This is a genomic window from Mucilaginibacter conchicola, from assembly GCF_003432115.1.
Lineage (GTDB): Bacteria > Bacteroidota > Bacteroidia > Sphingobacteriales > Sphingobacteriaceae > Mucilaginibacter > Mucilaginibacter conchicola.
In genome coordinates, this window is the sequence record NZ_QWDC01000002.1 from 1,009,922 (window position 1) to 1,035,735 (window position 25,814).

Below are 25,814 nucleotides of genomic sequence, written 5' to 3' on the forward strand. Positions count from 1 at the left end.
GAAAATAAAGTTACAAAAAACAACTTTTAAAGAAATTTATTTTGATTTTTTAATTTTTGATTAATAGTGTAGATCAAAATGGCAGGGGAGTTACGCCCAAATCACCCTCATCTCACTCAATAATTCCAGCGCTTCCTCAATGGTACTTACCCTGTCTACGCTTAAGCGCAGGGTGTTTTTAACTTCTTTAAGGTTAGTGCGCCTTGGGTTACGCTGTACAAAGTTGAGTACCTCGCGGAACTCATCCGTTTCAAAATATGGCGACTGCTGGTTGCTTACAAAATAACCGCGCAGTACATTGTTTTTGAGAGATAGTTTCTCAAAGCCGATGGCTTTGCCCTGCCATTGCAGACGGATGGAGTTGAACAGCTCGTTCACCTGGTGAGGGATTGGGCCAAACCTGTCCTGCATTTGTTGTTGAAAGGCCTGTAGTTCGGTTTCGTTTTCCAATTTGCTTAGCTCGGTGTACAGGTTATAGCGTTCACCGATATTGGTTACGTACTCATCAGGGATCAGGATCTCCTGGTCCGTGTCTATTTGGGTAAAGCTGATGTATGGCCTCGGTTTTTCCTCAGGGAATACGCCTTTAAACTCTTCATCTTTCAGTTCGTGAATGGCCTCGTCCAGTATCTTATGGTACATCTCAAAACCGATCTCGGCAATAAAGCCACTTTGCTCGGCACCCAGCAGGTTCCCGCTACCGCGGATGTCTAAATCGCGCATAGCTACGTTAAAGCCACTGCCCAGGTCGCTGAACTCTTCAATAGCGCTCAGGCGCTTACGCGCCTCGTTGGTCAGCGTACTTAGCGGCGGACTAAGCAAGTAACAAAAGGCCTTTTTATTGCTCCGACCCACACGGCCACGCATCTGGTGAAGATCGCTCAGGCCAAACATGTGGGCGTGGTTAATGATGATGGTATTGGCGTTAGGGATATCCAAACCGGCCTCGATGATGGTGGTTGCCACCAGTACATCGTACTCGTGGTTCACAAATTTCAGCATCACATCTTCCAGCGCATCGCCATCTAACTGGCCGTGGGCAATACCTATACGGGCTTTAGGCACCAATTTATGGATGAGTGCACCTAACTGGGGCAGATCGGCTACTCGGTTATGGATAAAGAACACCTGGCCATCGCGCTCAATCTCAAACTGAACAGCCTCTTTGATCAGCGTATCATTAAATACATGCAGCTCGGTAACTACCGGCTGGCGGTTTGGTGGCGGTGTTGATATAATGGAAAGATCCCGGGCGCCCATCAGCGAAAAGTGCAGCGTACGCGGGATAGGCGTTGCAGTCAAGGTTAGCGTATCCACATTGGCGCGCATGTGTTTCAGCTTTTCCTTTACGGTTACGCCAAATTTCTGCTCCTCATCAATGATCATCAGGCCGAGGTCTTTAAACTTCACATCCTTGCTTACCAGGCGATGTGTGCCGATAATGATATCTACTTTGCCCTCTTTAAGCTTCTCAAGCGTTTCTTTGATCTGCTTGGTGGTCTTAAAGCGGTTAATGTAATCTATGTTTGCAGGAAAGCCTTTCAACCTATCGCTGAAGGTTTTGTAATGCTGTGCTGCCAGGATAGTGGTAGGCACTAATATGGCTACCTGCTTACTATCGGCAACAGCTTTAAAGGCAGCACGCACGGCTACCTCTGTTTTACCGAAACCAACGTCGCCGCAAATCAGGCGGTCCATTGGGTGCGGCGATTCCATGTCTTTTTTGAAATCGGCAGTGGCCTTTTCCTGGTCGGGAGTGTCCTCGTAAAGGAAGTTGGCCTCCAGTTCGGTTTGTAAATAACTATCAGGAGAGAAAGCATTACCGCTTTGGGCCTTACGAACAGCGTAAAGCTTTATAAGGTCGCGGGCGATGTCCTTAACTTTTTTTTTTGTGGTTTTCTTGAGGCGCTCCCAGGTATCAGTACCCAGTTTGTTCATGCGGGGCTCAGTACCCTCTTTGCCGCTATATTTACTAATGCGGTTAAGCGAGTTGATGTTCACATAAAGCAGGTCGTTATCTGCATATACCAAACGGATCATCTCCTGGGTTTTGCCGTTCACTTCTACTTTTTCGAGGCCGGCATACTTGCCAATACCGTGGTCAATGTGGGTGATAAAATCGCCGGGCTTTAGGTCGCGTAGCTCTTTTAGCGTAATAGCCTGCGAACGCTGGTAGCCTTTCTTGAGCTTGTATTTATAGTAGCGATCAAATATCTGGTGATCGGTGTAACAGGCCAGTTTCTGCTCCCTGTCGATAAAGCCTTCGCGGATGGATGTGTTTACCGGGGTGAATTTAACCGTCTTGTCCAGGTCATCCAGTATGGCGTATAAGCGCTCCACCTGTTTTGCCGAATCGGTAAGGATATAGTTCTCTATCTTTTCAGCCTCATTGTTTTTAAAATTGTGTATAAGCAGCGTAAAATCTTTATTGAACGATGGCTGCGGGCGCATATCAAAATTGATCACCTGCGCATCGTTATAAAAGAACTGCTTGCCAAACTCAACCAAGGGGAAATCATGCAGTTGATCTGCTATTAGCTTCTCGTCCGTAAAGGCAAATTTAGGGTCTATCCAATCGGGATTTTGATTTTTCTCTTCGGCAGATAAAGCTTTCCACAAAGCAGTTGCTTTTTTATGACCGCTCTGGATGATATCTAAAGTGAATTGTACATCCTTTATCCACACCTGCGAACCGGCCTCTACATATTCTAACAGGGAGATATTGTTCTCTGTTAAAAACTTCGACTGCACGTTTGGCACAATCGTGATCTGCTTTACCTGCTCAACAGAAAGCTGGCTTTCTATCTCGAAGGTTCGGATAGATTCTATCAGGTCGCCGAAGAACTCCACACGGTAGGGCAGATCATGAGAGAACGAGAAGATATCTACAATACCGCCACGGATAGAGAACTGGCCCGGCTCATACACAAAATCAACACGGTCAAAATCGTACTCCACCAAAAACTCGTTAATGAAATCAATACTGAGCTTATGGTTTACGCCTATCTCCAGCGTGTTTTTTTCCAGAGACGAACGGTCTATCACCTTTTCGGCCAAAGCCTCGGGGTAGGTTACTATGAGCTGGCCGTACTCGGTAGAGTGGTTAAGCTCGTTCAACACCTCGGCACGAGCTAACACATTGGAACTATCCGGTTGGGTAAATTCAAATGGTTTGCGGTATGATGATGGGAAGAAAAGGATGTCCTTGCCGGTAAGGTTCTCCAGGTCAGACATGAAGTAGGCGGCCTCTTCGCGCTCGGGCAGTACAAAAACCATGTGCTTGTGCTGCAAAAAATATAATGCAGTGGCCATGGCCGCATCTCCTGATCCGACTAAACCTCGCAGCTGTACTCTTGGACTCTTGCCGGTATTTAATGCTTTCGCCAAACCGGTTATCCGTTCGTCAGCCTTATATCGCTCTAAAATATCGCGGATGTTCAAAACGGTGCAAATATAATTAATTGCGCCCTCAATGGGTGCGTAAAGCCAACTATCACAAAAATATAGCAAACAATTTGCGCTTATGTTTACTTTTTAATGATAAATACACACAACAACCATTTACCAAACCATATACAAATGAAGAACTCAGTAATATTTGGATTAGTTATAGGCGTTTTAAGTATAGCCTGGCTCTTTATCATGAGGGCGTCGGGTTATAACCTTGCAGATAGTAAGGCATCGCCAATAGAATATGTATCGATACTTATCCCATTAATAGGCCTATTTTTTGGCGTTAAAAACTTTAGAGATGGCGAGCTTAAAGGAAAAATGGGCTTTTTAGAAGCGCTTATCCAGAGCTTTAAGATCTTATTAGTTGGAGGAGCGCTCGCCGTGTTCGGTGGTATTATATTTATTAACTGGATCAACTCTAACGGGTCTGATACAACCTTCCAAAGTTTTAGCGGTCGTATTTTTGGTGCATTGCTTGTTGGGGTAATAGAGGCTTTTGCAGTATCTTTATTACTTACAACAAAGTCAAATAAGGTTGATTAAAAAACTATTTAACAGATACGCAGAACTGATTATCTGGATTGTGGCTTTGGTTTGCCTGGCGTTTACTAACCCGGCCGGCCAAAGCCACTTTAGTTTGTGCCCATTAAAAGCCCTTGGCTTTACCTGGTGCCCGGGCTGCGGCCTTGGCCATGCCATATCATATCTCTTCCGTGGCGATATCAAAAACTCCTTTCATGCACACTGGCTGGGTATACCGGTGCTTTTTGCTTTGCTTTACCGCATTTACGTATTAATAATTGCCCGCCCTTACCGGTTTAACTAACGTCGGTAAAAAATTCCTGCCATTTTCGCCGAGCATTTTGCCGCACTTACCGAGGGTTTATACACCGCCGCCTATTTTGTATATGCTGATTTTTAGCACGATATTACCTTTACATCATCAATCACAAACAAAAAACTTAAAAGTCATGAACACTTACAATCCATACATGTCATTGCCGGGCATAACAACAGAAGAGATGGCGTTTTTGCAACAGGCAACCAATGAGTTAAACGACCAGCAAAAACAAAGCTTTTACATGGTTTACTCAAGCAGGCGCAAAAGTCCGCAAGATGTACTTATCTACACCTTGATAGGTTTTGTACTTGTGGCAGGCGTACAACGCTTTATGTTGGGCCAAACGGTAATGGGCCTGCTGTACCTGTTTACCGGTGGCTTTTGTTTGATAGGTACCATTGTTGACCTTATTAACCATCAATCATTAGCTAACGAGTACAACCAGAAAATGGCTTATGAAAGCTACCAAATGGTAAAAATGGGCGTAGGCTATTAATCAATCAAACTTTAATAATAATCAAAAACTATATCACCATGAAACGTACTAAAAAAGCAACCACCGCCAATAAATTAATGACCCGTTTTGATAAAGAATTAATGTCAATCCTGAGAAGCGACCTTAAAGCAAAAAATGCCCGCAAATAAGCGGAAGCTATCATACAGATACTTGTAAAATATAAAAAGATGAACACGTACAATCCATATATATCACTGCCCGGCATATCGCCGGAAGAGATAGCCATGCTAAGCCAAACCACCGCCGGGCTTAGCGATGCGCAAAAGCAAAGCTTTTACCAGATATATGTGGGTAAAAGGAAAAACCCGCAGGAGATCATGTTATTTATTCTGTTCGGTTTTTTAGGAGTGGCCGGCCTGCACAAGTTTTTAACGGGCCAAACCACCTTGGGCGTAGTTTATCTTTTTACCGCAGGTTTGTTCTTTGTGGGTACGGTGATGGACCTGATAAACCATCAGGATATTACCAACCAGTATAACCAGAAAATGGCCTTTGATAGCCTTACCATAACTAAAACAGTGATCTAAGATTCGCTGACCCTATACCTACCTTAACCATATCCTTTTAAGAAGGCCAATACAGCTGCAAGAATTGGAAACCCGGTGATCATCGACGTCAAAATACCGGGGATATCCAAAGAAAATATTGCTACTGTATTGGTCTTTTTTGTGGCCTCTTCCCAAACCCCTCTCCAAGGGAGAGGAGCTTAAGTTACTTTTTTGAAAGTCTCCCCTTTCGGGGGAGATTTAGAGAGGGCCTCTTTTCGCTTTCGCTCAGAATGACAGCGTGTTTGCATGATCCTTGCTTCATTCAGTAAATTCTTCCAATTCCTAAAATTCGGGTTCCTACAATTTACTACCTTAGTAAACTATGAAACTTTCACAGCTTACTGCCTATCTCGAAACGCTTGCGCCTTTAGCTTACCAGGAAGATTACGATAACAGCGGCCTTATTGTTGGCTATCCCGATCAGGAAGTAAACCAGGCGCTCATCTCACTTGATTGTACCGAAGCTGTTGTTGACGAGGCCATAGCAACCGGCTGCCAGGTGATCATATCGCATCACCCCATCGTTTTTAAAGGGCTAAAGAAATTTAACGGTAGAACCTATGTAGAGCGTGTGGTAGAAAAAGCCATCCGTAATAACATAGCACTGTACGCCATCCATACCAACCTGGATAACATCATGACCGGAGTCAATGCTAAGATCTGCGACATACTGGGCTTAACCAATACCCGCATTCTTGCACCCAAACATAATTTGTTAAAGAAATTGGTTACCTACGTACCATCGGCACAGGCTGAGCAGGTAAGGAAGGCGCTGTTCCATGCAGGGGCAGGACAAGTGGGTAATTACAGCGAATGCAGTTTTAATGCCGAAGGCACGGGCACTTTTAAAGCCGGAGAGGGTAGCGAGCCGTATGTAGGCGAGGTGGGTACCCGCCATCACGAAGATGAAACACGCATAGAGACCATTTACCCCGCCAACCTGGAGAGCAAGATCATCATGGCGCTGGTATTAGCCCACCCTTATGAGGAAGTAGCTTATGACTTGTATAATTTGACCAACCAGCACCAGGAAATTGGCAGCGGCATGATTGGCGAGTTGGAAATGCCAGTTGATGAGCTGGAGTTTTTGGCCGAGATAAAAGCCGTCATGGATTGCAAAGTGATAAAACACACAGCCTTGCGTAACCGCCATGTAAAAAAAGTGGCGGTTTGCGGCGGCTCGGGTGGATTTTTACTGAAGCACGCAATATCTGCCGGGGCCGACGTTTTTATTACAGCAGATTACAAATACCACGAGTTTTTTGATGCCGAAGGAAAAATAGTAATTGCAGACATCGGACATTTTGAAAGTGAGCAATTTACACAGCAATTATTGTGCGAAATTATTCAGAAAAAATTTAGTAACTTTGCCATCCGTTTAACAAAAGTGAATACAAACCCCGTCAAATATTTTATTTAATGGAACAAACCATAGAACAAAAGCTTAAAGCTTTATACGAACTGCAAACCATCCACACTAAAATTGACAGGATTCGCCAGGTAAGAGGTGAACTGCCAATGGAAGTTGCTGATCTTGAGGATGACGTGGCCGGTTTGGAGACCCGCATTCAGAAAATAAAAAACGAACTTGACGATCTTGAGGACGAAATTGTAACCCGCAAAAATCTGATCAAAGATTCGCAGGCAAACATAAAAAAATACGAAGCACAGCTTAACGAGGTTAAAAATAACCGTGAGTATGATGCTATCTCAAAAGAAGTTGAGATCCAAGGCCTTGATATCCAGGTAAGCGAAAAGAAAATTCGTGAGTTTGGTTACGAGATCACTTCAAAAACCACCATTTTTGAAAAAGCACAAGCAGATCTTGACGCACGCCGTGCCGATCTTGATGCTAAAAAAGAAGAGTTAGGTACCATTACTGCCGAAACTGAAAAAGAAGAAACTGAACTTACTGCAGCTGCAGATAAAGCACAGGAAAACATTGAAGAGCGTTTGTTAATTGCTTACAGCCGCCTGCGTAAAAACGCTAAAAACGGTTTGGCAGTAGTTACTATTCAGCGCGATTCTTGCTCTGGTTGTTTCAACCAGATCCCGCCTCAGCGCCAGTCTGATATCCGCCAGCGCAAAAAGATCATCGTATGCGAGCATTGTGGCCGTATCCTGGTTGACGAAGTGATGGCTTTGGAAGAAGAACAAGCAAACTAATTTATACGCTGAAAAGCTTAGTGAAAGCCTCCTTATTAGGGGGCTTTTTTGTTTATACGATCGGTGATCTTCTCGGCCATATTTTTTAATTCAACAAGGATAGAGCGCTGATTTATTTCGTAATTATCGTTATGGCGTTTTTGAGGTTCATTTTTTGCATTGCCGGAGTAGTCGTTCAATTCCTTTGTTTCTAAAGCATAATCATCAATATCTTTATCAATTTTTTCATTGCCGGTAAAGATGTTAAAAATGTAATGGCAACTATGATCTACCATCAAACTTATGGTATCATTTTTCCGCTCCCCAACAATAACATATTGCGGATATTTTATTTCTGCTTTTTTTATCTCACTAAGGTTATCGGCTATCTTATCTATCAAATTCTCTTTTATCTCAACAGGCTTATAGGTATGGCAGTTATCAAATCGTTGTGCGAAATTGATCCCTTTGCTTTTCCAAAATAAATACCTGATATCAAAAATATTGCATGAACCTGGTTTAAATGTTTGAAAGTAACCTACGCAATCAACATAATACTGTACCTGTATAGTTACGCCATTTTTTTTGAGCTCCCTTGCGCGCTTATCTATCATTTTAGGTACGGGGTTTCGCACAGTTTGGGCACTACAAACTGAAAAAACAAAGCAGCCTGATAGGATAAGGAAGAGGTGTTTCATGATACTCTAAGATAATAATAGTTTATCGCTGTTGGGTTTCAGGTATTTAAATTTCAAATAAACTTTCTCGGTTCGTTATAAAATTTAACTTTACAACAGAGAAGAATTGTGTATGGGATTACCGCTACGAATAACATTTAATGATCAGGACTACGTCTATCAGATCATCAACAGCAATTTAATTAACAAGCATACCACCGAGCTGGAGCTGATGCTCAATGGTGATAAATTGCATCTTATAAAAGAGAACACCGTTTGGCGCCTCCGCGAAGCTGAGCCTGTTTTAGATCCTGAGTTTGTGCAGGCGCTGGGCAGGTCGGTATCGTTAAGGATGAGGATGTAAGGCGAGATTCAATCAATGTGCTGTACCTAACCCGTCATTACGAGGAGCGACAGCGACGTGGTAATCCTCGATTTGCAAATCCACGCATTTTTTTAACTTGCATTTATGGTAATGCAAAGAGGCGGTTGTGTTTATATCATCACAAACAAACAACACTCAGTGCTCTATACTGGCGTTACGTCTGATATTATCGGGCGCATTTATCAGCATAAGAATAAAATCTACCCCAATAGTTTTACGAGTAAATACAATTGCGACAAACTCGTTTACTATTTCTTTTATTCTCATATAGAATAGGCGATAGCAGAAGAAAAGCGAATTAAAGACAGAAGCAGACAGGCTAAGATTGATTTGATCAACTCACTGAACCCCGAGTGGATTGATTTGTACAATGTGCTGTTAAATGAATAGTTCGCCCTGTGCATCGGGGATTGCCACGCTGTCGCTCGCAATGACGTGGAGTATCACCCAAGAATGACAAAAGAAGAAGGCCACTCATTTGAGCGGCCTTCTTCTTTTATTATATTGAAAGTATCTCTACTATCTTCAGTAGATTAGGGTTTATTTCTTCTACATGTTTGCAGGCATGCTCAAACGGTGTGTAGGTGATCTCGTTATGGATGATACCGATCATCTCATTGCGATGGCCATCGCGTAGGGCTTCAACTGCAGCTACGCCCATACGGCTTGCCAGCACCCTATCCATACATGAAGGGCGACCGCCACGTTGTATGTGACCAAGGATTGATACGCGGGTATCATAATGAGGGAAACGTTCTTTAACCTGGCGGCCAATTTCAAAAGCACCACCGGCATCATCACCTTCGGCAACCATCACAATTTTTGATAGTTTATCCTTGCGGCCTTTTTCCAATCGCTCACAAAGTGCGCCTATGTTGGTTTCCGTCTCCGGGATAACAATAGCCTCGGCGCCAGATGCAATACCGGTGCGCAGAGCAATTAAACCCGAGTCGCGGCCCATTACCTCGATAATGAACACACGGTCGTGAGATTCTGCCGTATCGCGGATCTTGTCAACCGCATCAATAACAGTATTAATAGCAGTATCGTAACCAATGGTAAAATCGGTACCGGCCAAATCGTTATCAATAGTACCCGGCAAACCAATTACGGGGATGTCAAATTCGTTACCAAAAATGCGGGCACCGGTAAAAGTACCGTCGCCGCCAATGGCAACCAGGGCATCAATACCATGGCGTTTTAGCTGATCATAGGCCAGTTTACGGCCTTCAGGCGTTCTGAATTGCTCGCTGCGGGCGGTTTTCAAAATAGTACCACCACGCTGAATAATGTTGGCTACAGATTTACGATCCATAGAGAATAACTCTCCGTTGATCATACCCTCGTATCCGCGGCGGATACCTGTAACCTCTATACCGTAATAATAAGCTGAACGAACAACTGCACGGATGGCAGCGTTCATACCCGGCGCATCACCGCCGGATGTAAAAAGTCCTATATTTTTTATTTGCGTCATTTTGTAAGAAGGCGCTTTATAATCGTAAGCAAAAAAAGATGATACTCTACTAAACACATGTGATAAGGTGTTTTTGGTAAAGCCAGCGCGAAGTTACACTATTTTTTTACTTTGACCTTACTTTTTGTAAGCCGCAATTCCGCTATCAAGGTATTTAATAAACTCCGGGATGTTTTGGTTGGCTCCTTGCGGCGGCACAAGTGTTTCTCCTTTTTCGTTTATAATTACGTAGTACGGCTGTGCATTAGAATTGTATTTTCCAATCTCCAGATCTATCCATTTACCACCAAGTGTAGTTATTTTTTTGCCCGATACAGCAGAGGTAAACTGTTCATTTGCCGGTAATTCGGTTTTATCATCTATCACCAGCTGTAGCATTACAAAGTCATTTTGCAGGCGTTTAAATACTTCCGGGTCAGGGAAAACATTTTGTTCCATTAAACGGCAGTTTACGCAGTTCCACCCTGTAAAATCTATCAGGATGGGTTTCTTCAATTGCTTTGAAACTTCTATCGCCTGGTCGTAATCATACCAATCATCAATGCCTTTAACTTTTGGCAGGCGTTTAAATACGTCTTCGTATTTTTTCTCTTTGATAGTTGTTACGTTGGTTGAAGATAGAGGTACTGCAGAACCACTGCCTGCCGAGATATCAAAATCCTGTGTGCTTAATGGTGGCAACAATGCGCTGATTGCTTTTAGCGGAGCGCCCCATAAGCCTGGGATCATATAAACCGTAAATGCAAAAGCAGCCATTGCAAAGAAAGTGCGGGTTACCGTAAGATGCTGCACATCACTGTCATGTGAAAATTTGATTTTACCTATCAGGTATAAGCTCATCAAAATACCAATAGCAATCCAGATAGATAATACCACCTCTCGGTCTATGAGGTTCCAATGGTACGCAAGATCAACGTTTGATAAGAACTTGAGGGCGAATGCGATCTCGATAAAACCTAAGATCACTTTTACGCTATTTAACCAGCCGCCAGATTTTGGCAGGCTTTTAAGTGCCGATGGGAAAGTAGCAAAAATAGTGAATGGCAACGCAATAGCCAGTGAGAAACCAAACATTACTACAGCCGGTGCCAGCCTGTCGCCTTTAGTAAAGGCGCTTGACAATACACCACCAATGGCGGGACCTGTGCATGAGAATGATACCACTACCAACGTGGCAGCCATAAAGAAGATGCCGGCAAAACCCCTTTTATCTGAATTTTCATCCAGCTTATTTGCCAATGAACTTGGTAGCGTTATTTCAAACGCACCCAGGAATGATGCACCAAACACCACCAGCATCAAAAAGAAAAAGAAGTTGAAGATGCCGTTTGTAGCCAGGCCATTAAGTGCTGCCGGGCCAAATATGATGGTGATCAGCAAGCCAAAAACCACATATATAAATATGATAGAGAATCCGTACAGACATGACTGCCAAATAGCGTTAGCCCTTGTTCCGCCACGTTTAGTGAAAAAGCTTACGGTTAATGGCAGCATTGGGTAAACACATGGCAGCAGGAATGCTGCAAAGCCACCTACAAAACCAATAATAAATAATTGCCAAAGGCTCTTTGGCGAATCGGTACCATCGGCAGGTGTTGTGGCCGCGGCTACTGTTGCTTTTGCAGAGTCTGCCTTTGCTTTAGCAACCGAGTCGGCCTTTTTCTTGTTCTCCACCAGTTGCTGGCTTGCCGAAGGCGCTTCGGTAAACTGCACATCACCGGTAGATACAGTATCGGCAGCAGTTTGCGCAGCCATTACGTGCCCAAAAGCGGTAACAAAAAATACGGCTATTACTAAAACGGTATGGCGAAAAAGGCCTGGGCCTATAGCTGATGTCATCCTAAAGCAGATCTAAATATTTATTTAACCGGAATGCTGAACTTAACCTCGTCTGGCGGAAGGCATTTAACATCGTTACAAACCATAAACTCAACCTTACCTGTAACGGTAGTGGCTTTGGCTTTCAGTTTTATTTTTTGCTGAAATATCACTGCATCCTCAAAGAAACCCACATTCATGCCAAACACTTTCTCGTAGCGGCTTATTGGTTTTGGCTCGATGGTTTTACCAACCAAAGCAAAATCTTTTGATGGCGTATAAGTGAAAGCGGTTTTAACAGGGCCACCTTCTTTAACGGTTTGTGAGTATACGTGCCAGCCTTTGTCAATAGTAGCTTTAATTAATAAAGTGGCCTCGGTTGGGCTGGTTCTTTTTGCGGCAAATGCCCAGGTAACAGGTGTTTCTATTTGTGCTTTTGCACCTACAGAGAATACAAATAGTGCGGCAACCGCTAAAAGTAATTTCTTCATGTTAATCTTTTAAAAATTCTATTTCCTTTAAGTTGTAGTGTTGCTCGCCGGTGCTTTGTTCAACCACCAGCAGGCCTTCGTTTGTAACGTTTTTTATAACGCCTTTAAACTCGTCACCGTTAGACTTATACCAGCAATCCCGGTTTAACCTGTATAAACGGTTTAAGTACAACTCTCGTATTTCCTGAAACTTACCTGCCTTCAATTGCAGATAGTATGCTTCAATATGCTTGCAAATGTCAGCTAAAATAATTTTTAATTCATAATCCCTCTGTAATATCTTCTTTATAGAAGTAGCATTTATTGCCGAGGGGTGAAAATCTTCCTGGTTTACATTGATACCGATACCAATTATAGAATGCTTTATCTGGCTGCCCTGTAATACGTTCTCTATCAGCATGCCGCCAAACTTATTGCCCTCAGAATAAATATCATTGGGCCATTTTATCTTTAGGCTGTCACGCAATAGGGGGTATAAAGCGTCATATACACCCAGGCTAATGGCGCGGGTAAGGTCAAATTGCTGTTGTGCGCTTAAAAAACGAGGATTTAATAATATGCTGAAGGTTAAATTTTTACCGGGCTGGGCATGCCAGGTATTATCGCGCTGGCCACGGCCGGCAAACTGGTCTTCTGCCATAATGACCGTTCCTTCGGGTACTGGCGTGGAATTTGACAATAGATTTTTGAGGAATGTATTTGTTGAGTCAACTTGTTTAAGCTCTACCAAATTTTGTCCAACAAATAATCCTGAAAATATGTTATTTTGCAACGTACAATAATTAAAAAACCAAAATCGTTCAAAACTAAATCTTTTTGATGGTAAAAAGTAAAGTGATAAATGAGTCGACTTACCTTTCTGAACTGGCCATACACGGCATGCAGGAAAAAAAGGGGAATGACCTGGTAAGGCTCGATCTTAGAAATATAAACAGTTCGGTTGCGGATTATTTTGTAGTTTGCCACGCCGATTCAGCCACACAAGTTAAAGCAATAGCCAACAGCGTTGAAGATGAGATCTACAAAGCTTTACAAATAGAGCCCTGGAGAAAAGAGGGCCTTGAGTATGGCGAATGGATCTTGCTTGATTATGTAGATGTTGTGATACACGTGTTCCGTACAGACAAACGCGAATTTTATGGCGTTGAAGATTTGTGGGGAGATGCTGAGATACAAAGCTATAAAAGTGCGTAAAGCTCAACCATAGTATTTATTATTTACCAATAGCCAATTGAGCTTGTAAACATGGAAATTAAAGATAAAAATTCTGATAATCAGAAACCTTTGCGTAAGGTTCCGAATAAAAAAATTGCTCCGAAGCCGCCTAAGTTTAATTTAATGTGGCTGTACGCCATATTGATCATTGGGTTGTTAGTGGTGCCATCTTTGTGGGGTGGTAATACCGGCAAACAAATAGACTTCCAAACTTTTAGCAACAACATGCTAAAAACCCATGATGTTGACCACATTGTGGCCTACAAAAGCGGCGACCTGATAATGGCCGAGGTTTATATCAAAAAAGATAGCCTTAGCAAACCGAGATATGCTGATGTAAACAAACCGCAGCGCGGCATTGCACTAAGCAACAACGAAGGCCCTCAGTATTATTTTACCGATGCCAGCTATGAAAGTTTAAAGCAATCATTAACTGCTGCTGAAAAAGACCTGCCGGATGCGCAGAAAACCCCTGTTAAATACGAGCAAGGCAAAGAAAACCTGCTTAGCAACTGGTTAGTACAATGCGTTATTATGGCAGTGTTACTGGTTGGTGTTTGGCTGTTTATTATGCGCCGCATGAGCGGCGGCACGGGCGGCGGCCCGGGTGGCCAGATCTTCAACATCGGCAAATCAAAAGCTACTTTGTTTGATAAAGAATCGCAGGTAACGGTAACCTTTAACGATGTTGCCGGCCTTGAAGAAGCCAAGCAAGAGGTAATGGAAATTGTGGATTTCCTCAGAAATCCAAAGAAATATACCAACCTGGGCGGTAAAATACCTAAAGGCGCGCTGCTTGTAGGCTCGCCGGGTACCGGTAAAACCCTGCTTGCAAAAGCGGTTGCCGGCGAAGCACAAGTGCCTTTCTTCTCTCTATCGGGTTCTGATTTTGTGGAGATGTTTGTGGGGGTGGGTGCATCACGTGTGCGCGATTTGTTCCGCCAGGCTAAAGACAAAGCACCATGTATCATCTTTATTGATGAGATTGATGCTATTGGCCGCGCCCGTGGTAAAAACAATATGATAGGCGGTAACGATGAGCGTGAGAATACGCTTAACCAGTTACTGGTTGAGATGGATGGTTTCGGTACCGATTCAGGTATCATCATCCTTGCTGCTACCAACCGTCCCGACGTACTGGACAGCGCGTTGATGCGCCCGGGACGTTTCGACAGACAGGTATCTATTGATAAACCGGATTTGAATGGTCGCGAGCAGATCTTTAAAGTACACTTAAAGCCATTGAAACTGGCTGAGGGTGTAGATCCTAAGAAGCTATCTGCCCAAACCCCTGGTTTTGCGGGTGCCGAAATAGCCAACGTTTGTAACGAGGCCGCTCTGATAGCTGCGCGCCAAAACAAAGAGGCTGTTGATATGAAAGATTTCCAGGATGCAATTGACCGCGTTATTGGTGGCCTGGAAAAGAAAAACACCCTGATATCACCCGAGGAAAAACGTGTAGTAGCTTACCACGAAGCCGGCCACGCTATTGCAGGTTGGTTCCTTGAACATACCGATCCACTGGTGAAAGTATCTATCGTTCCGCGCGGTGTAGCAGCTTTGGGTTATGCCCAGTACCTGCCAAACGAGCGTTTCCTGGTAGCTAAAGAAGAATTAATGGACGACATGACCCTCTCAATGGGTGGCCGTGTTGCAGAAGATATTGTATTTGGTAAAATAACCACCGGTGCGCTGAGCGACCTGGAGCGTATTACCCGCCTTGCTTACGGCATGGTGAAAATTTACGGTATGAATGATAAGGTAGGTAACCTGTCGTTCTACGATCCGCAAGGCGATAGCCAGTTTGTTAAACCATACTCTGATGCCACAGCCGAGCTGATAGATGCCGAAGTGCGCAATTTGATTGAGCAGGTTTATGCCCGTACCAAAGAGTTGCTGATAAAGCACCGCGAAGGTTTAGAAGCAGTTGCCATGAAGTTGTTAGAGAAAGAAGTATTGTTCCAGTCAGACCTGGAAGAGCTTTTGGGTAAACGCCCATTTGAGCACCGTACTGCTTATGATAAATTTGTGAACGGCGATATCACATTAACGCCCGATAACAATGCTATCCCTGATAACCTGATTAACCCCGAAGTATCTAACATAGAAAAGGGAGATAACTAATAAGTCATAACGATCTGAATAAAAGCCACGGCGATGCTGTGGCTTTATTTTTTACTTATGAGAGACATCACCACATCAAAAGAAAAACTGCTGAAGAAAGTGCGTAAGGCGCTTTTAGAAAAGCGCGATAACCCATATCCTAATCTTGAGGAACAGCCCATGTACCACGAGAACGGGGAGATGTTAGAAGTGCTTTTTGCCGAAAACTTTGGCAATGTAAATGGTCAGTTTATTTTTTGTGAGGATGAGGTGCAGTTTATCGAGAACCTGCTTGAGCTGGCTGAAGAGCGTAAATGGCACAAGATCTATTGCTGGGAGCAACCACTTCAGGATCTGCTAACCCAATATGAATATCCCTTTTACGAGACCGATAAAGATTTTGACCAGGCCGAAGTTGGCTTTACCCTCTGCGAAGCTTTGATAGCCCGCAGCGGTACTATATTGATTTCAAACGCTAATGCGGCAGGCCGAAGGTTAAGCATTTATCCGCCGGTACATATTGTGCTGGCCTACACTTCGCAAATGGTGTTGGATCTTAAAGATGGCTTAAAGATTATCAAAGAAAAATACGGTACACGTATCCCTTCCATGATCACTCATGTTACCGGGCCAAGCCGTACTGCTGATATTGAAAAAATGCTGGTGCTTGGTGCACACGGGCCTAAAGAGCTTTTTGTGTTTTTACTGGATGGATAATATCCATATCTCCTTTACGGAATATAAAAAAGGCGCATGTTACTTTACATGCGCCTTTTTTATTATGTAATAAGGATTAGTACTTGCCAGACCCTGTTGCTGATACGCTGGTGTTGTTCATCACATCAAGCATGCTGATATCAAACTTATAAGCGTTTGAGCCGGTTTTAGTTACCGTGCCCGATACCGAATGATACAACGTTGCCTGCCCTAATATGCTGATGGCATATAGTTGCGGCGAGTAAGCCACGTCGGTATCATTAAAGTTAACAACATTGCTGCTGCCACCACTGCCGGTAGGCATATTGTAAATGGTGAATGATGCGCCGCTTTCTACCGCTATAACCACATCTATGTTACCGGCAACACCGCTTATTGCCGGCGAAGAAGCACATATACCGCTATACGTTTGTCCGTTTATTTTAAAAGTACCTTTGCCGGCACCAACGCTGTCGCTGCCATCATCACTGCTTTTTTTGCAGCTGCCCAAAGCTAACACGGCAAGCATCAGCACAAAGCTTTTAATGAACAGGTTTCTTTTTAAAATTTTCATAAGAGTAATAGTTTATTATTTTAGATTAATTAGAAGGTGAAGCAATAGCTAAGGCCCAAAAATGAGGTTGAACCACCCGATGCCGAGATGTTGTTGTAGCCTAAACTAAGGTTTGAGCGCTCGCCTGTGCGGTAACCTGCACGCAATGCAAAGAAGAAGTTAGTGCTTGAGCCGGAACCTGATGCACCCGGAAACTCTTCGTCTTCGGCATCCTCTGAACTGATAGATGTGCGGAAATTATAAAAGCCCAGTTGTGGCTCTACAAAAAACTTCTCTGCCAGGGTGTACTGGAAACCGAACCTGATAGGGATACCAGAGTATTTGTAGTCGAAATCAGAAAAGTCGTTTTCTTTAGCCAGAAAATAGTGGTAACCAACAGAGCCGGTTAAAACGCCGATATCGCCTAAAGAATAAAATGCTTTTACGTTTATACCCACACCAGCAGAAGCCAGATCGCCAAAGCTACCCATTGGTAAGATCGCCTCAGGCTCAATACCGAAGGTTAACAGTTTACCTGAATCTTCAGCCTGTTTAAATACGTTGCGGGTAGCCGGGGCTGCCTGGTAATTGCTTGCAGATTCATCTGCGGTTTTCATTTTAAGTTGTGCTGCAACCGGCAATTGTACCGATGGCTGCAGCGCAGGGCTTTGTTCGCCTGTAAGCGAATTGGTTTGTGCCGATGCGGTGATAGCCGCACAAAGCAGGGGGATAAATAACAGTTTTTTGGATAAGTTGAAATGTATCATGATTTGTTTAGTGTTGCGCCTACTCTTTTCCGTTTTCGGCTTTCCCGGATGCCATCACCCCGATAGCATAAGCCAAAAGTCGGTTGATGGCGCGCGCCGGTCAACGCGCATTACACCCAAGTTGCACTGTGTTTAAGCGCAGCAAATACCGTTAAATCACGGTGTATTACAGTAGAAGGGCATTCTACCTTAGCTGCATCAAACACAACCAAACATTATTGTCATGACAACATTTTACAAACTATCGTTAAAAACGTACATCGTATTATTACTAAGTGTGCTTGCTTTTGCAGGCTGCAGCAAAAAGAAAACAGACGGAGATTCGCCTTCAAGTGTGGATAAAGCTAAAATAGTAGGCAAATGGTACTATGTAACCACTGTGGAGAAAGACAAAGAAGACGGATCTGTTGATACCGATACCTGGACAAACGGCGAATATGTAATGTTCAATTCAGATGGTACTCTCTTCGACAGTGACGATAATGAAACCGGCACCTACAGCATATCAGGCAATAAAATTACACTTAGCGGCAGTGGGCAAACCAATGTTGCGGAAGTAAAAAAACTTACCAGCAGCCAGCTAATATTATACTACAACGGCGCAGAATACGAGTCGACAGTAACTTTTAGAAGATAATTTTTGCCGCTTTACATATAATTAACTAACAGAGTGTATTTTAGGGAACCGTTAATCTTAAAACAATTGAAAACCCACTCCCGCTTGCAAGGATACACTCATCCTTAAATAAAGAACTACACTTAATTAACCCTCTAATCTTATAACACTATGCTTACCAAAATTGCAGATCAAATTTCTGACGACAAACAAACAACCGGAGATGAAGTAACCGTTCCACAGCTTATTGGCTTATCTAAAAACTACTTTGATAAAGCCTGGATAAAAGAAGAGGCTATACTGAGGCAACAGAACAGCAGCGGCCGATGGAGCGATATTGGAAAAAATGATACGCGTACTATTACTTTCAGCCAAACCCGTATCGAAGAGCTTTTTAAAGCAAACCCTGGATCAACAGAACTGGTGATCCACCTTGGCATACACGATGCAAAAATTTATCCGGGCCAAAGGCCGGCAGAATACGAAGGAAAGGTGATGGTGGTGCTTGCCACAAAGATCATTGAAAAATTAGAAAAAGGTGATGTTGTAACTATAGCCGGCGTTGGCGATAAAAACGGCGGTATTGATAATGGCAGGCTTTGCCCACCAGATCCTAAATGCTAACTAAACGTTTAGATGCTTACTTCGGCGTATTTATTTTTCGAGCTTTTAGCCTTTGTTACATCAGTAGCAAAATACAATGCGCTTAAACATACGCGTTACGTATATTTTATTCCCTATCTGCTATTTATCCTCGTTTATGAATACGGATCGATAGAGAACTGGTTTATAATAAACCATACCAACCTGTGGATATCAAATATCACGCTAATGATCTTTTTCCTGTTTTACAGCTTGTTTAACTATGGGCTGGTAAAAACAATAAAATTTAAAGGATGGATAAAGTGGAGCATCATTTTATCCGTCCTTTCTTCGGCAGTAAACATGCTTTGGGGCCAGGGTTTCTGGGCATTAGATACCATAACCATCCTTATTGAGTTTGCCCTTTTAATAGCCACATCCTGCCTTTATTTTTATGAGCTTATGCATTCATCAAACAAAGAACTTAAACTATTAAAGGTGCCGGGCTTTTGGTTAAACACTGGCTTGCTTTTCTTTTGCTTAGGGCAGTTCTTATTTTTCTCGTTATTTGCATACATGGCTTACAGTAATAATTACAAGTACTATTTCCTGCACTCTGTATTGGCCAATATTTTTAACGCCATCCTTTACAGCTTTTTAACCATTTCGTTTTTATGCGTAAAGACGAAGAACTAATTGTACTTATAGTTGCGGGCACTATAATGCTGCTTTTGCTGGGGATCTTCATCATCAGCTTTTTGTTTTTTTATCAAAAGCGGCATAACCAAAACACCAAAGACAAGGAGCAACTGCAGGCCACATTTGAACAGGAACTACTTAAAGCCCAAAACGAGATACAGGAACAAACCCTCTCGCATATTAGCAGCGAGATACATGATAACATTACGCAGGTACTCTCTTTTGTGAAGCTTAACCTTGCTGCTTCGTCAAAAAACAGCAGCCCGGAAGCACGTGAAAAGATAAACGAGAGCCGCACGCTGGTTGCCCAGGTGATCAACGATCTGCGCGATCTTTCAAAAAGCCTCAGCTTTGAACATATTAAGCAGATAGGTCTTGTTAAAACCATAGAACTTGAAGCGGAGCGATTGAATCGCAGCGAGATAATAGAAATAGACCTTTCAATTGGTGGCGATGCCCATAGCCTGGGCGAACAGCGTGAACTGGTATTGTTCCGCATTTTCCAGGAAACATTAAACAATGCGCTTAAACATGCGCAGGCTACGCAGTTAAAGATCCGTTTGGATTATTTTGAGCATTTATTTAATTTAACCATCCAAGACAACGGGGTGGGTTTTTCTGCCGGCACGCTACCTAATAGCGGTTCGGGCCTAAGAAATATCGTGAACAGGGCTGCCCTGATAGGTGCCGATGCCGTAATTGACAGCGCGCCAAACAGGGGTTGTACGATAAAAATAACTATTGACCCGCTTACAAAGCAGCCGAATGCCGACGGAAATTAAAATTGCCCTGGTTGATGATCACCGCCTTTTCAGAAGCGGTATTGTATCGCTCATCAACAGTTTTACCGGTTACCAGATCTTGTTTGAAGCCGGCGATGGCGAAGAACTTTCGCGCAAGCTCTCTCCCAAATTTAAGCCGGATATTATCCTGCTGGATATAAACATGCCCGTTATGGATGGTATAAACACCGCGCAGTGGCTGCAAAAGAACTATCCCGATATCCGCGTTATTGTACTTTCTATGTTTGAGGATGCCGAGAAGGTGCTTACGATGGTGCGCACGGGAGTAAAGGGCTATCTGCTTAAGGATGCCGAACCCGATGAGTTTGAACAAGCCCTGAAACGCGTTGCCGAAGGCGAACTCTATTACCCCGACTTTGTTACCCGCCACCTGGTGCATAGTTTTAATAAAAATGCCGAACAGGTAAAACTCAACAGCCGCGAGCTGGAATTTTTAAAACTGGCCGGTACGGAACTTACCTACAAAGAAATTGCCGACCAGATGTGCATAAGCGCACGCACAGTAGACGGTTACCGCGACCAGCTTTTTGAAAAACTGCAGATAAAAAGCCGTGTGGGCCTGGTGCTTTATGCCATAAAAAACAATCTGATACAATTGTAATTTGCTAATTTTATTAGCAAATTTGTTCTCATGTCACATGAGGAAAATCCGGAGTTTTTTAAGGGAAGGGGCGCACAGGTAAACACGCATAACCGGTTCCTCAAAAACAAATACGTACAGGAACACGTTGAGGGGCTTGACGAGCAGATGCTGGAGAATACGCATACCCAGTTATTTGAAGAAAACCCAAAAAAGATCGTCAGCGAATCAAACAGTCCCGATCTTAGTCATTTTGTTTCTATTAACCCCTACCAGGGTTGCGAGCATGGTTGCATTTACTGCTATGCCCGCAATACCCATGAGTATTTTGGATTTAGCGCAGGATTGGATTTTGAGCGAAAGATCATCGTGAAACGAAATGCCGCAGAACTGCTGGAAAAGCATTTTAACAAGAGAGGCTATACGCCGGTGCCCATTGTACTATCCGGCAATACTGATTGCTATCAGCCTATTGAGCGGAAGCTGAAGATCACCCGCTCGCTGCTCGAGGTTTTTCACCGGTACCGCAATCCTGTCAGTATCATCACCAAGAATAATCTTGTGCTGCGCGATATTGATATTTTAAGCGATATGGCGCGCATGAACCTGGCGCATGTGAACATTTCCATCACTTCATTAAATGAGTCGCTGAGGCAAAAGCTGGAGCCCCGTACGGTTACCGGCGTGGGCCGGCTGGCGGTTATCCAAAAGCTATCAGAAAGTGGGATTCCCTGCCGGGTGATGGTGGCGCCTATTATCCCGGGGTTGAATAGTAATGAGATCCCCGATATTATCAAAGCCGCTGCGGATCGTGGCGCAGTATCTGCCGGTTTTACTATCGTTCGCCTCAACGGTGCCATAGCCGAGATATTTACCGATTGGGTGCATAAGGCCTTCCCGGATCGCGCCGAAAAGGTGTTGAATATGATTAAAGCCTGCCATGGCGGCAACCTAAATGATAGTGAGTATGGCCGCCGTATGAGCGGCGACGGGCATGTGGCCAATTCCATCCATCAGCTATATCGTATGGCTTGCGTGCGCTTCCTGGCCGGTAGGGATATGCCGCAATATGACTTAAGTTTGTTTATGCCTAAGGGCGGGAAACAGACAAGTATGTTTTAGACTGATCGTGTTTGTAAATATCAACAAAGGGTAAGGCGCAAATAGACAAGGGATCCTGAATTTTTCAGAATCCCTTGTCCGGTTTCTAAGCTTGTTAAAATTATTCTTTAGCAGTGGTATCTGCTTTTACCTCACCTTCCCGTTGCAGCTTCTTCAGCATTTCATTACCAATAAGGGCATCTATCATACCGCCGTTGCCGCCATCTTTACCGCTAACCAAAATCTCGGGCACCAGTTTAATGCCGTTACTTGCTAAAGCTTCGGCTACGCGTACAATGGCATATTGCTCGGTACCCATGGCTTCGGTTTTTTGTTTGGTAACCTCGGCCTCGGCTAAACCTATGGCTTTAATTTTACCTGCATCTGCATTACCGTTTACTTCGGTAGCGGCAGCGTCGGCTTTGGCATTAATAGTTTTGGCTTCAGCATCAGCTTTGGCGGTGATGGTTTTATTCTCCGCATCAGCTTTGGCGTTAATAATGCGCGATTCGGCGTCACCACGGGCGGCAGCAACTTTTGACGCGGCCAGCTGGGTATTGATCTCTACCTGACGGGTTGATTTTACTACCTCGGGCTGCATATCTGCACCGGCTTTGGCGCTCTCAAACTCTTTACGCTCAATTTGTGCACTTTTCTGAATCTCGTAGGTAACGCGTTCCTGCTCGGCTATTTTACGGTCGGTAAGGGTTTTCATCAGGGCTTCCGGTGGCACAATGTCACCAATCAGCGTATCCACACCTTCAACGTTATAGGCATCCAGTACTTTGCTTATTTGCTGACGTGCATCTTCCTGCCTTTGCGAACGGTTGGTTAAGAACTCTATCACACCGCTTTTTTGTGCCGAATTACGGAAGTAGTTGGCAATGGTTGGCTCAAGCACCTGCGATACCAGGTTCTTCATGTTACCGAAACGGGCAATAACTTTTGGTGCCTCGTTACGTGGTATGTGGATGATCTGCGAAACGTCGAGGTTGAATGTAAAACCATCTGATGAACGCACGCTGATGGTGCTGAGGTTCTTATCCAGCTCGTGCGATTCGGTACGGCTGTTTGCCCAGTTCAACACAATGTTTGTAGTAGGCACAATCTCCACCGCATGGGTATATATGTTGATAGGGTGCTTGCCCGGGTCGAGCGGTTCATCCCAAACACCTTTTTCGTTTTTGGCTACGATGTTACCATGGGTAAAGCCAACGCCGCTGGTATCGCTACCCTCAGGACCTACGAAGGAGTTCACCACGCCTACAAAACCAATGTGGATATGGATCATATCTACCTGTTCCACAATGGCAAACCATGGGTTAAGGTAATAAGTACCTGCCAGGATAACATCTTCCTGCAAGCCTTTTTTACCGCCTGCCTTGATAAATGCCATTGGGTCCTGGTAGTTGCGGTGACCATCTACCGAGCCGCCGGCTATCTCGCCTTTATCAAGCGGTTCACCATCCAGAGTGGTAACAATACCTACTTTATTTTCCTGGATACGGGTGATGGGTACCATCACTATCTCGAACAGGAACGTGTTGATACGATAGCTACCCGGCGTAAGGAACGCCGCTTGCGGGCCTTTTTGCCCGTTGTTTTCCAAAAAGCCACGGCCATCCTGAAACTTATCGCAATCCACCGGTTTTCCCAGCACACGGCCGGTATCCATAGGTGCACCGTCTTTGGCTTTTACCAGCCCCAGTTTATCCTGCGGGATAAGGGTAAATTGCTCCATAGTGATGGCGTATTGCCATGGCCACATGCGCCAGTAAAGGCCCGGGGCAAGCGGGGCGGCCTGCATACCGGCTTCGCCCTTGGTGGCAATAATGCGCCCATCGGGCAGGCGCGTATCGCCATAAAGTGTAAATTTTTTAACAACTAAACCAATACGGTCATCCGGAACGATGATCATACCAAAGAAAACCCGCAATACAAATTTGTACAGCAGAACAGCAGCCACCAGCGGAAATACCCACCAGAACTGGATCAATAAATTTTCAGACATTTTGTTTAAGTGATTAATTTAACGGAACCCTTAAGGTGCGGGCCCTCACAATAACTTGCAGCTTTATGAGACCTTGGCTGCATAGCGATATTAAGATTATTGCAAAGTGTAGATGTTACACAAATTTTGAAAATATTTTTTGTGAACCGCCTGTATCATGGCGAGCTTTTCGCGTTTCCGTCATCCCGAACTTGTTTCGGGATCTCGCGGACAGGCTTAGCGTGTGGGGTGCTGAAACAAGTTCAGCATGACGAGGGCTTAAAATTCCGGTTCAGATAATCAGCATTAAGAATTGAAGCTTAGCAGGCAGAATGGCAAACCAAATTATTATTAAGCAATCCCTCAATCCTTTAATCGTTGTTCAAAACAAATAACCACCTACAAAACGATTTAATTATAAGCCTTTTATATATAAATAATAATTTTTACCTTTGCGTCCCCGCAGAAAGAACTCCGGGGGTAATGTTGAATACATAAAAAGCAAAGAATGGCAACTAAGATCAGATTGCAAAGACACGGTAAAAAAGGCAAGCCTTTTTACTACATCGTAGTAGCAGATGCCCGTGCACCAAGGGATGGTAGGTTTATTGAGCGTATTGGCTCTTACAACCCAAACACTAACCCGGCTACAATTGACATCAATTTTGATAAAACTTTTGAGTGGGTTAACAACGGCGCACAGCCAACTGATACCTGCCGTGCAATACTTTCTTACAAAGGAGTATTATACAAAAAACACTTACAAGGTGGTGTTACTAAAGGTGCTTTAACCCAAGAGCAGGCAGATGAAAAATTTGCTGCATGGTTAGATCAAAAAGATGGTAAAATTACCGGTAAAAAATCAAGCTTAGCATCAGCTAAAGATGAAGCGCGTAAAGCTGCTTTAATTGCTGAAGCTAAAAAGAAAGAAGATAAAGCTGCAGCTATTGCTGCTAAAAACACGCCACCGGCTGAAGAAGTTGCAGAAGAAGAAGCTCCTGCTGCTGAAGAAGCCCCTGCAACTGACGAAGCTGCAGAAAGCGCTGAGTAATTTTAGTAGAGAAGCAGGATATCAGGAGACAAGAAACAGGAAATTCTTTCTTGATTCTTATAGTCTTGATTCTTGAATCTTACAAATGGCGAAGGACGGATGTTCTTCGCCATTATTATTTAAACATAATTTGAGCATGAAAACCGAAGAACATTTCAGGATTGGCAGCGTACTAAAAACCAAGGGCCTTAAGGGCGAAATGGTGATGTATGTTGATTTTGATGATATCGATCGCGTTAAATTCAATTCGGTATTTATTGAAATAGCCGGTAAACTGGTGCCGTATTTTATCAGCTCGATAAAGTACTTGCAGAACAACCAGGCCTACCTTAACCTTGAGGATGTGGATACGGTTGAAAAAGCTGCCCTGCTTGCCAAAAAAGATATATACCTGCCCAATAAACTCAAGCCTAAAAAGAAAAAGGAAGAATTTACCCTTAAAGACCTTAAAGGCTTTTTTGTGATTGATGAAACCCACGGCGAGTTGGGTGAGATAGACGATATTATAGAATATCCACAGCAACTCATCGCTTCTGTATATTACAACAACAAAGAAGTGCTGTTCCCGCTTAATGTGGAGATCATTAAAGGTATTGATGTTGAAGAAGAAGAGGTGTATGTTGACCTGCCCGAGGGCTTGTTGGATATCTATTTAGAGGGATAAAAATATTTTGTCAAGAATACTTGACTTTTGTAAAGTTTGTTT

At 43.7% G+C, this 25,814-nt stretch carries 28 protein-coding genes; 19 read left to right on the plus strand and 9 right to left on the minus strand.

Annotation, left to right across the window (positions count from 1 at the left end; genetic code table 11):
- Positions 1–90 precede the first annotated feature (90 nt).
- Entirely contained in the window at positions 91–3,441 is a 3,351-nt protein-coding gene (gene mfd, locus D0C36_RS14250; protein ID WP_117392287.1) for a transcription-repair coupling factor, read from the minus strand.
- Positions 3,442–3,579: 138 nt separating this feature from the next.
- On the opposite strand from mfd, the gene D0C36_RS14255 reads away from it, so the two are divergent.
- From D0C36_RS14255 to D0C36_RS14280, 6 genes are all read left to right on the plus strand, one after another.
- Positions 3,580–3,996 (plus strand): DUF4199 domain-containing protein, encoded by a 417-nt coding sequence (locus D0C36_RS14255; RefSeq protein ID WP_158557116.1) that lies wholly within the window; start codon positions 3,580–3,582, stop codon positions 3,994–3,996.
- The gene (locus D0C36_RS14260) at positions 3,989–4,279 is read left to right on the plus strand and encodes a DUF2752 domain-containing protein (RefSeq protein ID WP_233524487.1); all 291 of its coding nucleotides are present in this window, start codon (positions 3,989–3,991) and stop codon (positions 4,277–4,279) included. Before D0C36_RS14255 ends, D0C36_RS14260 begins: the two co-directional genes overlap by 8 nt.
- Before the next feature lie 145 nt (positions 4,280–4,424).
- Positions 4,425–4,790, plus strand: coding sequence for a TM2 domain-containing protein (locus D0C36_RS14265; protein WP_117392289.1), 366 nt, complete (start codon positions 4,425–4,427; stop codon positions 4,788–4,790).
- Between the two features lie 188 nt (positions 4,791–4,978).
- Positions 4,979–5,338, plus strand: coding sequence for a TM2 domain-containing protein (locus D0C36_RS14270; protein WP_117392290.1), 360 nt, complete (start codon positions 4,979–4,981; stop codon positions 5,336–5,338).
- A gap of 343 nt (positions 5,339–5,681) precedes the next feature.
- Entirely contained in the window at positions 5,682–6,779 is a 1,098-nt protein-coding gene (locus D0C36_RS14275) for a Nif3-like dinuclear metal center hexameric protein (protein WP_117392291.1), read from the plus strand.
- Positions 6,779–7,525 carry a zinc ribbon domain-containing protein gene (locus D0C36_RS14280; RefSeq protein WP_117392292.1) on the plus strand — a complete coding sequence of 249 codons (747 nt, stop codon included), beginning with the start codon at positions 6,779–6,781 and terminating at the stop codon, positions 7,523–7,525. Before D0C36_RS14275 ends, D0C36_RS14280 begins: the two co-directional genes overlap by 1 nt.
- Positions 7,526–7,560: 35 nt before the next feature.
- Here D0C36_RS14280 and D0C36_RS14285 read toward each other — a convergent pair whose 3' ends face one another.
- Positions 7,561–8,202: a hypothetical protein gene (locus tag D0C36_RS14285; RefSeq protein ID WP_147321995.1), complete on the minus strand. Its 642-nt coding sequence runs from the start codon at positions 8,200–8,202 to the stop codon at positions 7,561–7,563.
- Positions 8,203–8,314: 112 nt separating this feature from the next.
- Between D0C36_RS14285 and D0C36_RS14290 the strand changes: the two genes are divergently transcribed.
- Together D0C36_RS14290 and D0C36_RS24795 are read left to right on the plus strand one after the other, a co-directional pair.
- Complete coding sequence (locus D0C36_RS14290) at positions 8,315–8,545, plus strand: hypothetical protein (protein WP_117392294.1); 231 nt, start codon at positions 8,315–8,317, stop codon at positions 8,543–8,545.
- Between the two features lie 111 nt (positions 8,546–8,656).
- Positions 8,657–8,842 (plus strand): GIY-YIG nuclease family protein, encoded by a 186-nt coding sequence (locus D0C36_RS24795; RefSeq protein WP_117392763.1) that lies wholly within the window; start codon positions 8,657–8,659, stop codon positions 8,840–8,842.
- A gap of 223 nt (positions 8,843–9,065) precedes the next feature.
- Here the strand turns inward: D0C36_RS24795 and pfkA are convergent, their stop codons facing one another.
- The 4 genes from pfkA to D0C36_RS14315 all read right to left on the minus strand — a co-directional run bounded on the left by pfkA (position 9,066) and on the right by D0C36_RS14315 (position 13,124).
- Complete coding sequence (pfkA, locus tag D0C36_RS14300; RefSeq protein ID WP_117392295.1) at positions 9,066–10,043, minus strand: 6-phosphofructokinase; 978 nt, start codon at positions 10,041–10,043, stop codon at positions 9,066–9,068.
- A 117-nt stretch (positions 10,044–10,160) separates the two neighbouring features.
- Complete coding sequence (locus tag D0C36_RS14305) at positions 10,161–11,882, minus strand: protein-disulfide reductase DsbD family protein (protein WP_233524488.1); 1,722 nt, start codon at positions 11,880–11,882, stop codon at positions 10,161–10,163.
- Positions 11,883–11,902: 20 nt separating this feature from the next.
- Entirely contained in the window at positions 11,903–12,352 is a 450-nt protein-coding gene (locus D0C36_RS14310) for a protein-disulfide reductase DsbD N-terminal domain-containing protein (RefSeq protein ID WP_117392296.1), read from the minus strand.
- A gap of 1 nt (position 12,353) precedes the next feature.
- On the minus strand, positions 12,354–13,124 hold the full coding sequence (locus D0C36_RS14315; RefSeq protein WP_117392297.1) for a biotin--[acetyl-CoA-carboxylase] ligase: 771 nt from the start codon (positions 13,122–13,124) through the stop codon (positions 12,354–12,356).
- A gap of 47 nt (positions 13,125–13,171) precedes the next feature.
- On the opposite strand from D0C36_RS14315, the gene rsfS reads away from it, so the two are divergent.
- From rsfS to D0C36_RS14330, 3 genes are read left to right on the plus strand one after another with little or no spacing between them, the layout of a single operon-like run.
- Complete coding sequence (gene rsfS, locus D0C36_RS14320; RefSeq protein ID WP_117392298.1) at positions 13,172–13,546, plus strand: ribosome silencing factor; 375 nt, start codon at positions 13,172–13,174, stop codon at positions 13,544–13,546.
- 51 nt (positions 13,547–13,597) lie between these two features.
- Positions 13,598–15,691 carry an ATP-dependent zinc metalloprotease FtsH gene (gene ftsH / locus D0C36_RS14325; protein ID WP_117392299.1) on the plus strand — a complete coding sequence of 698 codons (2,094 nt, stop codon included), beginning with the start codon at positions 13,598–13,600 and terminating at the stop codon, positions 15,689–15,691.
- A 57-nt stretch (positions 15,692–15,748) separates the two neighbouring features.
- Positions 15,749–16,387, plus strand: coding sequence for a LutC/YkgG family protein (locus D0C36_RS14330; protein ID WP_117392300.1), 639 nt, complete (start codon positions 15,749–15,751; stop codon positions 16,385–16,387).
- Between the two features lie 76 nt (positions 16,388–16,463).
- On the opposite strand, the gene D0C36_RS14335 is transcribed toward D0C36_RS14330, so the two are convergent.
- Together D0C36_RS14335 and D0C36_RS14340 are read right to left on the minus strand one after the other, a co-directional pair.
- The gene (locus tag D0C36_RS14335; RefSeq protein ID WP_117392301.1) at positions 16,464–16,940 is read right to left on the minus strand and encodes a hypothetical protein; all 477 of its coding nucleotides are present in this window, start codon (positions 16,938–16,940) and stop codon (positions 16,464–16,466) included.
- Between the two features lie 29 nt (positions 16,941–16,969).
- Positions 16,970–17,686, minus strand: a complete 717-nt coding sequence (locus tag D0C36_RS14340; RefSeq protein ID WP_117392302.1) for an outer membrane beta-barrel protein — start codon at positions 17,684–17,686, stop codon at positions 16,970–16,972.
- 223 nt (positions 17,687–17,909) lie between these two features.
- Here D0C36_RS14340 and D0C36_RS14345 point away from each other — a divergent pair, with 223 nt between their 5' ends.
- From D0C36_RS14345 to D0C36_RS14370, 6 genes are all read left to right on the plus strand, one after another.
- The gene (locus tag D0C36_RS14345; RefSeq protein ID WP_117392303.1) at positions 17,910–18,323 is read left to right on the plus strand and encodes a lipocalin family protein; all 414 of its coding nucleotides are present in this window, start codon (positions 17,910–17,912) and stop codon (positions 18,321–18,323) included.
- A 150-nt stretch (positions 18,324–18,473) separates the two neighbouring features.
- Entirely contained in the window at positions 18,474–18,926 is a 453-nt protein-coding gene (locus D0C36_RS14350) for a hypothetical protein (RefSeq protein WP_117392304.1), read from the plus strand.
- A gap of 12 nt (positions 18,927–18,938) precedes the next feature.
- A complete protein-coding gene (locus D0C36_RS14355; protein ID WP_117392305.1) occupies positions 18,939–19,580 on the plus strand; it encodes a hypothetical protein in 642 nt (213 codons plus the stop codon).
- Positions 19,559–20,365, plus strand: coding sequence for a sensor histidine kinase (locus tag D0C36_RS14360; protein WP_117392306.1), 807 nt, complete (start codon positions 19,559–19,561; stop codon positions 20,363–20,365). The genes D0C36_RS14355 and D0C36_RS14360 overlap by 22 nt, the downstream gene beginning before the upstream one ends.
- Entirely contained in the window at positions 20,349–20,987 is a 639-nt protein-coding gene (locus tag D0C36_RS14365) for a response regulator transcription factor (protein WP_117392307.1), read from the plus strand. Before D0C36_RS14360 ends, D0C36_RS14365 begins: the two co-directional genes overlap by 17 nt.
- 30 nt (positions 20,988–21,017) lie before the next feature.
- Positions 21,018–22,088: a PA0069 family radical SAM protein gene (locus D0C36_RS14370; protein WP_117392308.1), complete on the plus strand. Its 1,071-nt coding sequence runs from the start codon at positions 21,018–21,020 to the stop codon at positions 22,086–22,088.
- A 100-nt stretch (positions 22,089–22,188) separates the two neighbouring features.
- Here the strand turns inward: D0C36_RS14370 and D0C36_RS14375 are convergent, their stop codons facing one another.
- Positions 22,189–24,078, minus strand: a complete 1,890-nt coding sequence (locus D0C36_RS14375; RefSeq protein WP_117392309.1) for an SPFH domain-containing protein — start codon at positions 24,076–24,078, stop codon at positions 22,189–22,191.
- A 487-nt stretch (positions 24,079–24,565) separates the two neighbouring features.
- On the opposite strand from D0C36_RS14375, the gene D0C36_RS14380 reads away from it, so the two are divergent.
- Both D0C36_RS14380 and rimM read left to right on the plus strand, forming a co-directional pair.
- Complete coding sequence (locus D0C36_RS14380) at positions 24,566–25,108, plus strand: 30S ribosomal protein S16 (protein WP_117392310.1); 543 nt, start codon at positions 24,566–24,568, stop codon at positions 25,106–25,108.
- Positions 25,109–25,244: 136 nt separating this feature from the next.
- Positions 25,245–25,772, plus strand: a complete 528-nt coding sequence (gene rimM / locus D0C36_RS14385; protein WP_117392311.1) for a ribosome maturation factor RimM — start codon at positions 25,245–25,247, stop codon at positions 25,770–25,772.
- The last annotated feature ends 42 nt before the right edge of the window (positions 25,773–25,814 follow it).

Coding starts and splice junctions, on each gene's coding strand:
- D0C36_RS14255 (WP_158557116.1), top strand. CDS start 3,580: ATGAAGAACTCAGTAATATTTGGATTAGTTATAGGCGTTTTAAGTATA.
- D0C36_RS14265 (WP_117392289.1), top strand. CDS start 4,425: ATGAACACTTACAATCCATACATGTCATTGCCGGGCATAACAACAGAA.
- D0C36_RS14270 (WP_117392290.1), top strand. CDS start 4,979: ATGAACACGTACAATCCATATATATCACTGCCCGGCATATCGCCGGAA.
- D0C36_RS14275 (WP_117392291.1), top strand. CDS start 5,682: ATGAAACTTTCACAGCTTACTGCCTATCTCGAAACGCTTGCGCCTTTA.
- D0C36_RS14280 (WP_117392292.1), top strand. CDS start 6,779: ATGGAACAAACCATAGAACAAAAGCTTAAAGCTTTATACGAACTGCAA.
- D0C36_RS14285 (WP_147321995.1), bottom strand. CDS start 8,202: ATGAAACACCTCTTCCTTATCCTATCAGGCTGCTTTGTTTTTTCAGTT.
- D0C36_RS14290 (WP_117392294.1), top strand. CDS start 8,315: ATGGGATTACCGCTACGAATAACATTTAATGATCAGGACTACGTCTAT.
- D0C36_RS24795 (WP_117392763.1), top strand. CDS start 8,657: ATGCAAAGAGGCGGTTGTGTTTATATCATCACAAACAAACAACACTCA.
- pfkA (WP_117392295.1), bottom strand. CDS start 10,043: ATGACGCAAATAAAAAATATAGGACTTTTTACATCCGGCGGTGATGCG.
- D0C36_RS14305 (WP_233524488.1), bottom strand. CDS start 11,882: ATGACATCAGCTATAGGCCCAGGCCTTTTTCGCCATACCGTTTTAGTA.
- D0C36_RS14310 (WP_117392296.1), bottom strand. CDS start 12,352: ATGAAGAAATTACTTTTAGCGGTTGCCGCACTATTTGTATTCTCTGTA.
- rsfS (WP_117392298.1), top strand. CDS start 13,172: ATGGTAAAAAGTAAAGTGATAAATGAGTCGACTTACCTTTCTGAACTG.
- ftsH (WP_117392299.1), top strand. CDS start 13,598: ATGGAAATTAAAGATAAAAATTCTGATAATCAGAAACCTTTGCGTAAG.
- D0C36_RS14330 (WP_117392300.1), top strand. CDS start 15,749: ATGAGAGACATCACCACATCAAAAGAAAAACTGCTGAAGAAAGTGCGT.
- D0C36_RS14335 (WP_117392301.1), bottom strand. CDS start 16,940: ATGAAAATTTTAAAAAGAAACCTGTTCATTAAAAGCTTTGTGCTGATG.
- D0C36_RS14340 (WP_117392302.1), bottom strand. CDS start 17,686: ATGATACATTTCAACTTATCCAAAAAACTGTTATTTATCCCCCTGCTT.
- D0C36_RS14345 (WP_117392303.1), top strand. CDS start 17,910: ATGACAACATTTTACAAACTATCGTTAAAAACGTACATCGTATTATTA.
- D0C36_RS14350 (WP_117392304.1), top strand. CDS start 18,474: ATGCTTACCAAAATTGCAGATCAAATTTCTGACGACAAACAAACAACC.
- D0C36_RS14355 (WP_117392305.1), top strand. CDS start 18,939: ATGCTTACTTCGGCGTATTTATTTTTCGAGCTTTTAGCCTTTGTTACA.
- D0C36_RS14360 (WP_117392306.1), top strand. CDS start 19,559: ATGCGTAAAGACGAAGAACTAATTGTACTTATAGTTGCGGGCACTATA.
- D0C36_RS14365 (WP_117392307.1), top strand. CDS start 20,349: ATGCCGACGGAAATTAAAATTGCCCTGGTTGATGATCACCGCCTTTTC.
- D0C36_RS14370 (WP_117392308.1), top strand. CDS start 21,018: ATGTCACATGAGGAAAATCCGGAGTTTTTTAAGGGAAGGGGCGCACAG.
- D0C36_RS14375 (WP_117392309.1), bottom strand. CDS start 24,078: ATGTCTGAAAATTTATTGATCCAGTTCTGGTGGGTATTTCCGCTGGTG.
- D0C36_RS14380 (WP_117392310.1), top strand. CDS start 24,566: ATGGCAACTAAGATCAGATTGCAAAGACACGGTAAAAAAGGCAAGCCT.
- rimM (WP_117392311.1), top strand. CDS start 25,245: ATGAAAACCGAAGAACATTTCAGGATTGGCAGCGTACTAAAAACCAAG.